The following is a 16,144-nucleotide window of genomic DNA, read 5'->3' as shown; positions in this document are numbered from 1 at the left end:
ATTATTTGTATCGGCTCGTTTTTAGGTTGATAAACTTTCAATAATTCTTTTCTCTAATAATTTGAACTGGCCCAATTAATCCGGAGGGAAGTAGTTGTGTTGCTTTTGTAAATTTTCGAATATTGGTTTGCGTATACCTTTCTTTTTCTAGTAAAAACTCATCGCCAATAAGACGGTTTGGCCATAGGCTGACTACATCAATTTCCAGCTTATTGCCTTTTGCTTTTAGGTGTGAAGTAATATTTATTCTGAACGGTTTTGACCAAAGAACACCTAAATCAACGCCATTTAATTTGACCTGTGCCAATTCGTGTACTTTACCTAAATCAAGATATAGTTCATTGTGCTTTTTCGAGGCTTTAAAATCGAAGGTTTTGAGATAAGTAGCTTTTCCCGAATAGTATTTTATGCCCTTATCATTGTGTTTCGACCAATCGCTAAGCTTATCAAAAACCACCGTTTCGGGGCCTCCCCATTTTTCATCAAAACGGACGTTCCAGTCACCTTCTATTTGCTGTACCGTTTTGTATGTTGGCCAATTTGAAGCCAAATTTTGCACAGAAATCACATCTTTAAAAACAACGAAATAGGAAGCACATGGTCCAAATTCCATCGGAATAATGGTGCGTCCATTGACGACTTTAAAGTTGGAAAGAATGCGCGTTTCTCCTGTTACAGGATTCCATAACTCTGGCTGTTTGCCACTTACCCTAAAGGTACATTTCACCTTCTCAACTGGCTGCCATCGACTAGTGACGTAATAAATATCAGCATCTTCTGTTTGTCGATGAATAAAATCAACCACGCCCACATCGCTTAAACCTTTGCATTCAAAATCGGGAAGTATATTATTCTCTTGCAACACCTCACGTATGCTACGGTTCCATATTACTTGTCCTTTCCCGATGCTGTTTACGCCAATCTCTGGATTACCCCAAATGCGATCAATCAGCTTTTGATATTCAACAGCATCATCTGTTTTGCTCAGCATTGGGGTTTCAATTTTCCCCACCACAGTAGCGCCTTGTTCTACTAAAGCAGCTATCTTTTCCAGTGCTTTAAGTGACACCGGCGTTTTATTCTCAATCACCAATACCATATAATTCATACCATCGGGCATAACTAGCTTTCCGTTTTTCACGCCAACTCTAGTCAATAACACTTCCTCATTACATTTGTCGTAATCGTAGCCTGTGCCCAAATCCGCTGAAGGGTTTTTCATACCATCGGCCCATTCGAAAGCATCGCCCCCCGAGCGCAAACCGTGACCATTATAAAATAGCACATCGGCAGTAAACAAGCCTTGTTGAAGCATATACGAACAGCGTGACAGGTAATTGACAAAAGGTGCACTTTGATTCCACCACGTATTGGTACGGTCGAAATGTGTACCAGCACTGTGCGTCATTCCGGGTACTTCTGTCACTGATGGACGATGGGTAAAGGTGTGAAAGCAAATCCAATTGAGACCATCACAAAAAGCCTGATCGGCAGCTGCTTTCATCATAAAAGGTGACACCTCCCAATTGGGTCCCACGGAGGTAAAGGATTCGGCAAAGACCTGCTTGATACCATAGGTATGTGCCGAAGTAGCGGCCTCGCGTACTAAGAAACGACCACTAGGTTGTTCGCGGTGAGGCGAAGGCATCCAAAACTCGCCCATAGCCACATCGCAGCGGCCCACACATTTCTTAAGATCGGCCTGGTACTGGTGCGGGCCTGCTGCCTCAGCATAAGAATGTAGTCCGTGTTCGTGCGCCACTTCCTGTTGTCTTCCATAGTGATTTTCAGAAATCAAGTCACTGATGGTTAATTGAAAATCATTTATGAAATGCTTTGTCCGCTCCTCAGAATCAATATTGACAACAATAAGAGCAGGCAAGTGTTTTATAATGTCATAGCCACGGCGCTCTTTAAATTCTTGGGCGAAGTGTTTGGTCCAATTAGGATCGCCTGCTTCCCAACTGTCGCACTCTACGTACTTAAAGGCGACACGTTCCTCATCACTCATCTCGCTAAGCAATAAGCCCGCAGTATTTTTCCAATGCAAGTCGAACACTTCTTTGCTCAGGTGATCAATATAAAAAACACCGTTGAGATTACGTCCTGTAGGACGATAACCAAAACGGATAATGCGCCACTGGCCTTGAGGAGCCACCCATTTCAGATGACCTTTTTCATCCAATTTATCGGAAATATCAAGTACCTCGTTTAGTTGCAAACTTCCCTTTGCAGGAATGGCCAAGACTGCCACATCGGTATAATAGGCATTTTGAGCGTCCTTGACGCGTTGATCTTCGAGCTGTCTTTTGGTTTGAACTGGCGTACTAGGCCTCTCTAAGGCTTGTGCAATCTGCTGACCACCTTCTACAACGATTTCACCCCACACCAACTCCTGCTGACCATGATCAGGTGTCACCCAAGGGGCCGCACAACCAGCAGGGCCAATGAATACGCCAAAATCAAGTCCTAGACGCCCTGCTTCCTTCGAAGCAAAACGCACCATATCGCGCCAAGGCTTAGACCACATTTCCATCTTCTCTTCAGGCTGAGAGAGGCGTGCACCTTTATACTCATCTGTCAGTTCGTACCTAATTTCGGTGCTATCTATAATGGTTTTATTTTTCCACTTACGTGGACCAAAAGGACCTACACCACCATCCAAGACCATACAGCCAGAAAGGCCTTTGGCTTTCATTTCTTCAAGATCGAGCGTAATGGCTTCTTTCGAGGTAGGTGTTTGAAGCCACCACCACCATGCTTGCGGTCTGACCTCGTGGGGTGGGGTTTTGAAGTTTTGGCTTAGCTCAGGTGCTATTTTTTGAGCCAAACTCAACATAGAAACAAGTAATAGTATGCTTGTTTTCAATAATACTCTTCTCATTCGTATATTTTTTTCGGAGATTGAACAACACCATTACCGTTTTTAAAGCTCCAATAGTCAATACAGTTCTTCTTCTTGTCCAATACGTAGTTCCATTTTTTCAGATAGAAGTCATGTGATTTAAAGTCGTCACCGATGGACTTAAGCGCCTGGTTCAATTTTGTATCTAGTGATTGTTGGAGACTTGCAAAATCAGGATTTCCAACTAGGTTATCCATCTGGTAAGGATCTTTTACGTTATCAAAAAGCTTACTTGGCCCCTCTAAAGTACATTCGTAGGTGTATTGCTTGGTGCGGATAAGGCGATATTCTGCATCCTTTGAATTACCCGAAAAAGGACTTACATTCATCACCAAAGCAGTACGATCAGCATTGGGATCAGGGTTTTGCATCAGTTCTGAGATGTCTTCTCCCTCTATCGTTTGGGGAATATCAAGATTAGCCAACCCTAACAATGAAGGCAAAATATCAGGTGTATTAATGGGTGCATTGACTACCGCCCCCTTGTTCTCTCCAATAGCAGGATAGCTAATAAGGAAAGGCACTTTGATGGATTCATCCCAACCCAATTGTTTCTTAAAAGGTCTTTCGTCATGAGAGCCCATCATTTCTCCGTGATCAGAGGTAAAAACAAAAATGGTGTTTTCCATTAGTTCTAATTCTTTCATTTTATCCAAAATATATCCAATGGCTTTGTCTGTAGCTGTGCAGTGCCCATAATAGCCCTGTAATTCTTTGCGTGTTTTTTTCTCCAATCTCGCGGGCACATTAGGCGACAGAATCAAATCCTCTTGGGGGTACATCGCCATCATATCCTTTGGAGCAGAATAGTGAGGAAAGTGTGGTGTTCCTATAGAGATAAAGAGTAAAAAAGGCTTATCACTAGCCTTTCTCTTAGTCATATAATCATTGGCCGCATTCGCAATGGCATAAGGCGAGTAGCCTTTGTAGTATTTCACATCAAGATCATCATTCTCGAAATAGGGTTCATTGTTATAATCATGAGAACATTCGTTACCCATCCAAAAGTCGAAACCCTGGCGTCTTTCTGGCGTCACGTTATTCAATCGTCCGTGACCATCAAGGTGCCACTTGCCACCAATATGTGCGGTACTATACCCTTCTGCTTTAAATATCTCAGCCATACAGAGCTCTTCGCTAGGCAAGTAAAGATCGTTTAGAATCATCCCTGTACTTGTAGGGTAACGACCTGTCATCAGTGCAGCACGATGTGGTGTACACACAGGCGCTACCGATACAGCATTCGCAAAGTTCACAGCCTCTTTCGAGAATTCATCCAAGCGAGGAGTTTTTACATTAGGATCACCAGCATAGCCGAAGGCCTGAGCTCGCCATTGGTCTGTAAGAATATAAACTATGTTGGGCTTACCTGATTGGATTTTGTTATTTGAATTGCATGACATCAATACAAAAGTCAGTACAACGATTAGCAATTTTTTCATAATTAGATCTAGATATTGATTATTAAACATATAGTCTACTTAAAACTAATACTATTATCTCCCTCTACGAGTTCTATGGTTTGATCTCTCCAATAGAAAGTACCACTCAGGTATTTAGGCAAAATGACTATGCCTTTAATACCGTTCTTTCCCTTTTTCTTTAATTCGAAATAAATTTCATCGTCTCTTAAAGGCATTTTTCCTTCGATAAAACTGAGTTCACCGAACGATGGGCACATTTCAAATCTTTTAAACCCTGTTTCTGTTGGTGTAATTCCAGCTATAGAAGCATAGTAATAATATAAAGGCGAGGCACTCCAAGCATGACAATCGGAACGTGAAGGATCAAACTTTTCAGGAAAAGTTGTGAAGCCACTATCAATTAAATCGTTTAATACACTTAATCCAGAAAAGTATAAATCGCCTAAACCTGTTTGCTTTAGTGCTGCTACTTTGTAAAAATCAAAATAGTAAGAAGACTGTGCGATCTCTTTGTTGTTAACTACTCGTTGCATCAACTCTTTATGCTTATCAGCATCAAACGAGTTACTAAGCACGGCTAATATATTGGCGTGTTGGCTAAACTCACCTTTATCTGGTGTATCGGCTAACAATTGCTTTTCGTTATCCCAGCAATTATCAATGATCGATTGCTGAGTAACATCTGCTTTTTGTGCCCATTTTTGCTTTAGTCCCGACATACCGTAAGCCTCAAATATATTCATCGCTTTTTGTATGGTATACACATATTGCATCCCAATAACAGATGAATATTTTTTGTCCTTATTTAATGGTGGATATCCAGTCTTCCACTGGTCAACCCAATCAACAAAAAGCCAGCTTTCCAATTGACCAAGCATACCATTATCCTCAACACGCTCATCATACCAATTAAGAATATCAAGCATGGTAGGAATCATCTTTTCGATGAATGCTTGATCGTTGCAATGCATCATATAGTCATGCACCATAGTAATCCATACCAATGAAAACGGAGCTATTATTTGCTGTTGACTGCTAGGGTAACGCGACTGGGTAAGACCAAATGGCAACTTAGAATCGTAATAATCCTGAATCGCATCTTTCCATAGTACGGTATCGCCAGAGGCATAAGCCGTATTGAGTCCTTGTATGCGGGCATCACCAGTATATTGCAGTTGCTCATAGTAAGGACAATCAAAAAAGACCTCACCTGCACACAAACGCTGCGTGCGCCAAGCCACCTCAAATATATCGCTCAAACGAGGGTTGTCACATTTAAAATTGGCTTTCAAATCCAATGGATAAGCCGTAAACTCACTGTTAAACGCATTTAATACCAAAGGCTCATCTGCTGTTGATATTTCTAGTTCTATATAACGAAAACAACGCCACCATAAGGATTCAAAGAGACGATCATTACCACCATCGGGCATTACGATGTCAGAATTACCCCACATTACTTTTCCATCCACCTCATCGCGGTTGCCTTTATCAAAAGTAGGTTTACCATCCTTGGTGATAAAAAGACTCTCGGCATAGGTAATTTTGATGTTACTTTTGGCTCCTTTGCTGTACTCCAATTGCGGATAAGCATTGGTAAGGTGCCCTTGATCAAGTAATATTTTGACAGTGCTTTTAGCTGGTATTTCAACAGGAGCATCTCCCGTGATTAAGCCTTCTACATTATCAATTCCGTCCGCCTTTCGAACCTCGGCAAAACTTTGAATTTTGGCTTCCATCATAGCTATAGAGCGCGGATGCAATACACGCCCATCGGTTTTCCCTGTAACGGAATAGTATTTTGTGGGCATCCCTTTTTTACCAGCTTTAGCCTGCTTCCAATCAACTTCTTTGTCTGATATTTTCCAACTCCAAGGGTGTAATTCTCCGGTGAACTTTTCGCCGGGCCCTGCCACATAAAAGCGTCTGAGGTGTTTTATCTTATAAAAAGAATAGGCCTCATCAATAGCAACACGCCAGGTTTTATCGGTATTAATTTCTTTTTCTTGTTCAGTATTTCCCTGAATGATTAAACCTGTGATATAACTCATTTGCGCAGTAGGTTTTAAGTCGGCCATATTCCACACTTTGGCAGCAATATGATTCTCCCCTACTTTAAGATAAGAAGCGATATCTATGGTTGCAAATTGCCAGCGGTTAAGATCGCTACGCGCTGGTCCACGCGCCACCACAATTCCATTAATGTACAACACATATCTGTTATCCGCCGAAATATTGATTACATACTCTTGCGGTACAGCTTCAAACGAAAGAACTTTCTTAAACAAATAAACCCCCACTTCATCACCTGTAATATTAGGGTGCGTAATCCATTGGGATTGCCATTCTTCACTTAACCATTGGCTATCTGGTTCAATATTCTCCTGTGCAAAAGTGTTTATAACGAACAACTGAGAAAGTAGTGTGATTACTATAATTCTTTTCATATTTATTTTCATAGGTCAGATAAGAGGTTTCATCTGTTTAAATTTATTTTTCAATGGTCAGATGGAACTCCCAAATAAATTTAATCATCCTCCTGTGTGTAAATTGGATAATCAAATTTGCATGATTGTTTCATGTGATTATAATTGGTATTCAATTGTCACATGGAACTCGCCAAATTAGTCATCATCGTGTGTGAGAAATAATCTATCATGGCTCGTTTCATATTATTTGACTTTAACTATTTCTATTTCCCTAGGCGCCTTTATATCTGATTTCACATTTCCCTCACTATCCTTTGTGTGTTTAATATGAATCAATCCATACGGAGTTGGGTAAGTTCCTTCAACCCATTCCAAATCACCTAAATGTGGTTCTATCTTTATTTTCATACAACCAGGAGCCTCTATATTTACACCAAGTACGTATTGCGACAACCAAGCCGTTGGTCCTGATGCCCAGCCATGACAGAAGCTATGACGTAATCCTTTGTAACAATAATTACCATAGGATTTGTGCACATCCACTTTATCATCAGGAACGATCTCGTCAATGCGCCCTGCATTTTGCATCCAGTCAATGTCAAAATCTTCCCAAAACGATGTTGCTCCCAAATCGAGCATTCCACCCCAATACTCTCTTATCACATCTATTGCACCTTGATGGTTACCACCCAGAGCCATTGCATTAAGTACGTAATACCCGTAGAAAGTAGAAATGTCTTTTACGCCATCTTTAACTAGCAAATCATCATTCACCACTTTAGGATCTAGCATACCTGCCATAGCCAATAATGCCCCAGGAGATTTTCTTGTAGGAAACTCAGGCCCATAGCTTTTAGCTTTTTCAGCAACCGTTTTATAGTGTTCGGCTTTCCCTTCATCGTTAAATGCTAATGCCATGTCAACCCCAGCATCAAACGACATGGCTAATAATGCCTGCATCCCTTTTCTTACTTCAATCTGATCTCCTCTAGTTGGCCAATCAAGGAAACACTCACCTATAAATGTCTCTTTACCCTCACTATCCATATTTTCTTCCAATAGTTCCAATAAACCATAGATGTATTCTTTGCTTTTTTCCAAATAAGCTAAATTTCCTGTATTCATATACCATTGGTGATGAATAAGGAGCCACCACATGGAATAAGAGTGAAATTTACCATTCATCCAACCGGGAAGTGGCGTTATTTCTTCCATCAAATCCAATGATTTTGTCACGACCTCATTTGCTCCAAATGCAGCAAGAATAGTCATTACCTCGGGGTGCATATCCCCTACCCAAACCAGACGATCGCGTTTTATACCATCCCATAAATACTCTTGCATATTGAGGTGAACGGTATACGCGCCGGTTTGCCATATCTTATTTAAACGTTCGTCATTTGATTTAAACGAACCCAGATAAGGAATATCGCGCATAACAGATATGGCACTTATTTCCTTTAGCTGCAACACCCTGTCCTTGTCCAGCAAATCAATTCGCACAAAGCGAAACCCGGTGTTGCCAACTTCAATTTTACCACACCAGGGTAGTGCAAGGTTCATATCTCTTACAGCATGATCGTTTGTAGCTCCATCTTCACCGATATTGGACATCGCTTCTGATACCGATTCACCAAAACGAACACGAACATTAATTGGCTTTTTGCCTTTAAACATTCCAGTAACAATCTCTAATCCGCCATGCATCTCTTTTCCAAAATCCAATAAAATAGCGGCTGTACCATAGCTATTGTTGAATTCTATAAGATCGTTCTTTTTTGCTGTGCTTTGATGTCGACCTTGTTGTAGAAGCTGATTCGCGTTTTTAATATGGCCAGACTCCAACATAATACGAGTTGGTTTAACGTAGGTGCGTTCAATTTTATAAGAGTGCTCTTCAGAATCTATATCCGAAGTACATGGACTACCACAAGATATAAGCATGAAGATTATCAATAGGAAAAATAAGTCTTTATTCATTTTAATAGATTCTTTTATACTAATTGTAACTTAACTAATGAGGTACAGATTTATTGATTAATACATAAGAGTAAAACTCATAGTTTCCCTTCCATAATCAGGATTCGTGAACCTCATACATTGTGATAAAGAATTTAATCGATCGAAATATGTAAGCAGAAAAACCTAGATATATTATGTTATTAATAATCCAGTATCAAGTAATCTTCCTTTTTAAGTGTATTTTCCAAACTATCTGGTACGCTTAAGTTTCTTCGAGATTTATCTAATGGAAATTTAGGAGTCCAAATGAGAGGCATATAACCAGGCTCCCCTGTTAAAATATCTCCTTGTTCTTTCATCCATTCCTTTAATTCAGTAGCCAATTCTTGTTTTATGGTATTATAAGAAACATCATGAGCCAAGTTATTCTGTTCAAATGGATCTTTTTCAATATCATACAATTCCTCGTAAGGTATATTCTTATGCTTATTTGCCCCAATATTCAAAAAGGCATTGACATAAGCGTTCTCTCCAAAATTTTGGTCAAGTACTTCGACAGAATTAAGACTTCGGATGTATTTAAACTTTTTACTACGAATCATACGCGCGGGAAATACGGAAGCTGCAAGAATACCCTGATTGGTTTGTACTCCATAAACATACTCGTGTATTTCAGCACTTTTATCTTTTAATATTGGTAAAAAGCTTTTTCCGTCAACTTGAGGTACAACCTCACCTCCAGCCATCTCTATAAAAGTAGGCACTACATCGGTATAATGTATCAAGGCATCGGAACGCGTACCTGGTTTTATGACCTTTGGCCAACGCGCTACAAATGGTACATTTAATCCACGATCATAAACCGTAAATTTACCAGACACTCCGTGATCGGCACTATAAATAAATAAGGTATTGTCATCTAACTCCTCCTCTACATATTGAAGCACCTGTGCTAAATGAATATTATCTTCTTCCACACTACGGTAATAGCCACTTTTCCTTTTTAACGTTGCTTTATTCATCTTTAAATGTTCATTAAAAGGATAGAACTTAAGGCTATCTGCAGGTTTACTTGGTACATCAAAATATTCTGCATGAGGATAGTATGAAGTAATAAACATACAAAATGGCTTCTCGCTATTTTTAAAATAAGCCTGAATACTATCCAAAGGAATATCTTTACGCGGTCCTCGACCTTTTACTGAAGGCCATTCAATATCCCAATCATACACCGATGCTGGTTGCACATGGCTTTTTCCTGCAAGGATCACTTCATAACCCAAGTCACCCAAATAGGTGGTTACAGATTTTATATCTGGTTTTGTTCTAAAATGATTGATAAAACAGCCATTCTTTAATGGATAGTTACCCGTAAGTAGCTGCGAACGACTGGGAGCACAAATAGACTGTGCCGTAAAAGCGTTTTCGAACACCATTCCTTCTCGTGCCAATTGATCAACCGCTGGTGTCCTTATGAAATCATTACCATAACACCCATAATCGTATTTATCCTGATCATCAGCCAGGTAAAAAATGATATTTGGCTTTGCTGTTTTTTTTGCATTACTAACAAAGCACACGCCCATTAATAGACACGTTAATATTAAGCTAAACCTATTTTGACAAATAAAATATTTCATTATTCTCTTTTAAAATTGGATCGTTTTTTCAATTGCATTTAGTTACTTTCCCATATTCAGCGGAGGGTAGGCCACTGTTTTGCCAGATGCTCGCCATGTTCCCGTTGGAGCCTTACTTTTGATAAGCCAATCGCGTAGCTTATTATTCATTTTAATGGCTAAATCAAGTGTCGGTTGCGTTGGATTTCCTTCCAAAAGATTACTGGATTCACCAATGTCTTCACTCAGGTTATATAACTCATATGCTCCATTCTCATAATTATAAAAGAGCTTGTAATGCTGATTATCTGAATGCCTATAATGCATAACAGATTGTGGCCAATTCCGCACATCCATATATCCTGGAAAATGCCAATAAAGCTCCTTTTTGTCTTCGATAACTTCACTTTCTCCTTTCAAGATACTGGCCACCGATTTCCCATCTACAGCATGCACACTTGGATCTGGAAGACTAGCTCCCGCCATTTCTGCCAAGGTTGGATAAAAATCAACGGTATGAACCTCTTGACTTGTATTAATCGAATTGGGTGCAATAACATCAGGATATCTAAAAATTAACGGAACTCTAACTCCACCTTCGTAATAAGTCCCTTTTCTTAAACGTAATGGTGTATTATCAGTAGGCCCCATGAACCCACCATTATCCGAATAAAAAACAACTAGAGTATTGTCTGCAATACCATCAGCCGTATCTCCATCTCCATTAGGATCATCTAGTGCATTTAAGATACGACCCACATTTTGATCTAAGAGTTCAATAAATGCCGCATAATCGGCTCTATTATGACGAGGATCTATTGATTTTTTGGCCTTATACTTTTTTTCTAAATCAGGACGAGGAAGTATACTAACATGTACCGCATGAAATGGTACATAGGCAAAAAATGGCTTCCCTTTTTGAGTTCTATCCTTAATATAATCAACTACTGCATCGCCAAGCGCATCAGTTAAGTGTTTTGGTGTACCTTCTAATTCCCAAGGATCATTGCCGTTTTTCAAGGGTTCTAATACATTTTTTATATAATCAGCATCATAAGGCTGAGCATAGGGTTCTAAACCTTCATGACTAAACATCCAGCCCTTGGCATCATCGTTTTGTGCAAAAAACTCATTATTAACTTTTACACCATTTACCGTTGCTTTCGTTTCCTTACGTAATGCCAAATTATGATCAACGCCAAGATAAGTATCTGCATGCATTCCTGTTTTTATTGCATGTAATTTTCCAAAAAATGCAGTATGATAACCAGCAGTTTTTACGGTTTCAAACATTGAGATACAATGCTCAGACAAATAATTAGTTTGGTTGTGAGGTATGATAGCCGTAGAGGAGCGAAGGCCTTTGGATGCGCGTTGCAGACTCCCCACATTATATACACCATTTTGAGCACCTGTAGCATATTGCCCTGTATGTAAAGCTGCACGTGTTGGTTGACAGTTTTGCTGCGTATAAGCATAAACAAAGGACATACCTTGCTTCGCCATTTTATCTATATGTGGAGTTTCATAATACTTGGATCCATTCCCCATACCGGTATTTGAAGAACTTAAATCAGTCCAGCCTAAATCATCAGCCATAATAAATATAATATTTGGCTGCTGCCCCATCATTTTAGTAGTGATACACATTATCAATATCAAGGACAAAAAATATAATTTTTTCATAACATTTATGTTATTTACATCTTTAAATATTTAACTCTTTATTTATAGCTACTTGCTATCTTTTGTTTTACTTCCAATGCTTTTCGCATTTCTTTAAGCACCTCTTTATATTCCTCATTAGCAACAACATTTTGGTTCTCTTTAGGATCTAGTTTGAGGTTATACAACATCTCCTCTCCATTTTCAAACAAAGAGTAAGTAAAATCTTGCTTAACAATAGCATCCGCTACTTTAAAACGCGCATAGGCTGCTTCTCTAAATGCTTTATTAGGATTATCAAGGATGGACTTAAAACTCTCTCCCATGATATAATTTGGTGTAGGCACATTCGCTAAATCGCAAAGTGTAGGATAAATATCAACACTTTCAACCAGTGCTTCTGTTTGCTGACCTTTTGCCCTACCTGGTACTTTTACAATTAAAGGTACTTGCAGAGCATTGTGTAAAGTGTTGTGTTTTCCCCAAAACTCATGCTCACCCAAATGCCAACCATGGTCACCCCATATTACAACGATGGTATTCTCCGCCAGGCCAAGATTTTCAAGCTCGGCCAGCACCTCCCCAACTAACTGATCTACATAACTCACACAGGCATAATAACCATGGCGCATCATTTTATGAAAATCATCCGTTTTTGGCGAATATGTGCCAAAGGTGTACGACTTAAACTCGCCACTCCCTCTTAATTGTTTTGGGGCATTCTCTGGCAAAAAGCGATTGTCTGCTAATTCGATTGCATCCCTATCATACAAATCCCAGTACTTTTTAGGGGCATAAAATGGCATGTGAGGTCGAAAAAAACCGCAAGCCATAAAAAAGGATTCTCCAGATGCTTTGAAACGACGCAAATCGCGGATAGTTTGATGTGCAATTTTATAATCAGGATATACGCTATCAGGCACGTGAGGAGATTCATATACTCGTCCGTTTCCCGACTTGGCAAGAACCTCGGTGGAAGCGGAATCAAAGCTTATACTGTGTCCACCTTTAGGCATCCACGGTTTTTGACTCCAACTAGCATCCTGAACGTCTTTATTATAATGGAATATCTTTCCGTTAGAAATACAGGTATAACCAGCCTCTTTAAAAATTCCAGGCAATGTTTTGGCATTCGGAACATCTTCTTCAGCCTTTGCTCTGTAATCTATAAAACGTGTTTTTGTAGGTAAAATACTTGTTAACAGACTAGCGCGTGAGGCTCCACAAACCGGTACATTACAATATGCCCGATTAAAAACAACACCTTCTGAAGCCAACTGATCAATATTGGGTGACTTAACTTGTTTTATTCCATAACAACCCAGTTCTGGTCGTAAATCATCTATTGCAATAAACAATACATTTGGTTTTGTCGTTTGAGCTTTAGTTTTTTGCGTAAAACATGTTACAAAGACTAACAGAACAACTAAAACCACTTTAAAATTCTTATTCTTCATTTATATATTCATTAAAAATCATACAATACTTCTCAATAAGCTACTGTTTATAATTACTTTACTTATTTATAGCTTTAAAATTCCAATGTCCGCCTTTCACTTTAAAGCTGATAAAACCTTCATCCGATTGATTAATGTCTAAACCGCTTATTTCATCTTTAAACTTTCCTTTTTTCCAGACAGTTTGAGTATTTACAATTACCTCAGATTTTTTATTTTTGGGGATGTAAACAGTAGCCGTTGTATGCGCCGGAGAAATTAAATTAATTGAATAAGTACTTTCCGTTTTATGAGCTTCCATAGTGATATCTCCTTTTACGCTAGGAACTATTTGCTTCACTGAAGTTAGGTGAACCATATTTGGTTTTACTTCAAATGATTTCCATGAAACATCCGTTGCCTTTATTCCAGCGATATAACGCGACAGTACATAATTTGGAGCATTCCAGGCATGGTTATATGTGCCTCGTAATTTTGGGTAAAACTTTTCGTATAAAGTAGATAGATCTTTCCTGTCTACCTGCGATTGGTAACGCTGCCGCATACGTAACAACCCCTTATCGTATTGACCTGTGAGCATAATGGCTTCTTCGGCCAACCACTCCATATGTGGACTTGTTTTTTGTATTGGAAGTAATACACTATCTACCAATAGATCGTAATGCGCTTTATTGGCCAAACCACTAATTATAGCAAGAGAACTCACACGCTCTTCTACAGGTTTGTTCTTTGACCCATAACGTGTTTCTTGCCAGTATTCTTGCTCAAAATTATCCTTAATGCTATTAATACGTGTGTTATACCAAGCTAGGTCATCCTTTTTATTTAGAGTTTCAGCCATATTCCTAGCTGCCTTGAGTGCCATGTAGTATAAAACAACATTGGTAGGAGTTGGATCGGAATCTATACCCCAATCAACCCAATTGGCATAACCTTTTCTATGCATAGGCAGTCCGTTATCTTGCATATGCCATAACTTTAAGTATGCCAAAACAGCTGGGTAAGCATTGGCCAATGTAGCTTCGTCACCTGTATTGTAGTAATACTGCCATATTCCTTGATCAATGTATTGTAAACTTTGCCCTGTAAGCTCACTACTCTTACCACGGTAAGCGCCAAATCCAGGTGCAAGTCCTTGTATAGTATCGCCATTACGATAAGCAATCGTATTATCTATGCCTTTTTTAAGCAATAAACGGCCAGGCTCATCCATGGTATAAAAAACGGCTCCTGTCTGATCCGCTACATCTCCTACCCAAAGGCCACGTTCGCGATCAGGACAATCCATATAGTTATCTCGAGCACAGACATAAAGCGTGTTCCTTGCCATCCACCATAAACGTGTAAAATAATCATCACTGCACTTAAAATCACCCGTCATTTCACCTACGCCAGTCCATCGGTATTTTAATTCTATAACTTCTACACCTGGAGGTATTTGGTAAAACATGGCATGCCCATTAATCCATGAATATCCTTCGAATTCTTGAACTCCACCTGTTGTAATATAAGTAGCGTTTAGCATATTAAAACCATTGTCAGTATCAGCGACAATAGTTTTTCCTGCTTCACTTTTCACTTTTAAGTAAGGTGTAATTTGTTGATTAAAAGGCATCATTCCTTTAATTTCAATGATAGAATCAGTTGAATTTATAAAAGGTAGCTCGACATTTATATTTTCATTACCAGACTTTACACTTAAAGCGGAATACTTCTTTAATCCTCTATCATTCCATTGAGGAATACACCTTTTTACTAACTGTCCCCATGGATCTGAGTTCGCTCCTCCTTTTTCTGTTGCACTTTGCCAATCTCTATCATTATAATTACCCGAATACCAAGCTTCATCAGTCCAATCTCCTAGGCTTCTTTGGGCGTCATACTTAATATTATAAGAATTAACACGATTGGGATTTTTTCCACCTCCACCACTTTTGAGATCATAAGCAGGATGTAGTTTCACTTTCCAAGAACAATCAGAAACTAATTGCGTTTGACCTAAGTCTGCATTAAAAAACAAACCTCCTTTTCCACTATCGTCATGCGTTTTGCGTGTTCTGCCCCAATACCAGACTAAGATAGCAATCGTATTTGACCCTTTTTTTAGGTGAGATGATATTTCTAGTTCATCGTAATAGATTGTAGCAGGCGCAGCACCTCTTGCCAAACCACCTTCGAATACTACCAATTCGCCATTTATCCATAACCAATACTTGGTATCAACTGATATTTTTACTTTTACCGAAGCTGGTATATCGCTCAATGTTATGTTTTTTCTAAAACACACCCAGCTATTAGGGATTCCATCGGTATCTTGCCAAATCCACTTGGCGTCACTCCATTTATTCGACTGTGCATGGCATAATGATGATAACATCAAAACCAAAAATGCAAGCTTCCTCATTATAGTCTTTCTTTTGATTTATTTCGCGGCTGCTACAATCTTAAATTGAGCATCCCATGTTAAAATTAACATGAATACACTGCTAAATATTTAAGCTATACATCAGAAAGTATTATAATATTGCACCTTATTGAAATATCACACTATGTTGAACTATAATTTCAATTAAAATATCCTTATTTATTGAGTTTACATTATTGGAAAGGAGTCATACCTTAGAGAAGTATTCCATAAGCATTAATATAAACCACAGAACTTATGCTCCATGAGCATTGAATA

At 39.0% G+C, this 16,144-nt stretch carries 8 protein-coding genes; all 8 read right to left on the bottom strand.

Translation table 11 applies throughout. The annotated features are described in order from the left end of the window. Positions 1 to 37 precede the first annotated feature (37 nt). The 8 genes from A8L32_RS11510 to A8L32_RS11475 all read right to left on the bottom strand — a co-directional run bounded on the left by A8L32_RS11510 (position 38) and on the right by A8L32_RS11475 (position 15,865). Complete coding sequence (locus tag A8L32_RS11510) at positions 38 to 2,884, bottom strand: glycosyl hydrolase (protein WP_066630738.1); 2,847 nt, start codon at positions 2,882 to 2,884, stop codon at positions 38 to 40. Continuing rightward, positions 2,881 to 4,347: a sulfatase family protein gene (locus tag A8L32_RS11505; protein WP_158027232.1), complete on the bottom strand. Its 1,467-nt coding sequence runs from the start codon at positions 4,345 to 4,347 to the stop codon at positions 2,881 to 2,883. Before A8L32_RS11505 ends, A8L32_RS11510 begins: the two co-directional genes overlap by 4 nt. A 35-nt stretch (positions 4,348 to 4,382) precedes the next feature. After that, positions 4,383 to 6,776 (bottom strand): alpha-L-rhamnosidase-related protein, encoded by a 2,394-nt coding sequence (locus A8L32_RS11500; RefSeq protein WP_066630902.1) that lies wholly within the window; start codon positions 6,774 to 6,776, stop codon positions 4,383 to 4,385. A 225-nt stretch (positions 6,777 to 7,001) separates the two neighbouring features. Further along, the gene (locus A8L32_RS11495) at positions 7,002 to 8,702 is read right to left on the bottom strand and encodes an alpha-L-rhamnosidase-related protein (RefSeq protein ID WP_066630735.1); all 1,701 of its coding nucleotides are present in this window, start codon (positions 8,700 to 8,702) and stop codon (positions 7,002 to 7,004) included. A 218-nt stretch (positions 8,703 to 8,920) separates the two neighbouring features. Continuing rightward, a complete protein-coding gene (locus A8L32_RS11490; protein WP_066630733.1) occupies positions 8,921 to 10,306 on the bottom strand; it encodes a sulfatase family protein in 1,386 nt (461 codons plus the stop codon). 96 nt (positions 10,307 to 10,402) lie between these two features. Further along, on the bottom strand, positions 10,403 to 12,025 hold the full coding sequence (locus A8L32_RS11485) for a sulfatase (protein WP_083631288.1): 1,623 nt from the start codon (positions 12,023 to 12,025) through the stop codon (positions 10,403 to 10,405). Between the two features lie 38 nt (positions 12,026 to 12,063). Next, positions 12,064 to 13,461, bottom strand: coding sequence for a sulfatase (locus A8L32_RS11480; RefSeq protein WP_083631287.1), 1,398 nt, complete (start codon positions 13,459 to 13,461; stop codon positions 12,064 to 12,066). A 58-nt stretch (positions 13,462 to 13,519) separates the two neighbouring features. After that, positions 13,520 to 15,865 (bottom strand): alpha-L-rhamnosidase-related protein, encoded by a 2,346-nt coding sequence (locus A8L32_RS11475; RefSeq protein ID WP_066630729.1) that lies wholly within the window; start codon positions 15,863 to 15,865, stop codon positions 13,520 to 13,522. Between the last annotated feature and the right edge of the window lie 279 nt (positions 15,866 to 16,144).

The sequence above is a fragment of the Labilibacter marinus genome (genome assembly GCF_001659685.2).
Taxonomy (GTDB): domain Bacteria; phylum Bacteroidota; class Bacteroidia; order Bacteroidales; family Marinilabiliaceae; genus Saccharicrinis; species Saccharicrinis marinus.
The sequence above is the reverse complement of the archived record's forward strand: the minus strand, read 5'-3'. Positions and strand labels throughout refer to the sequence as shown.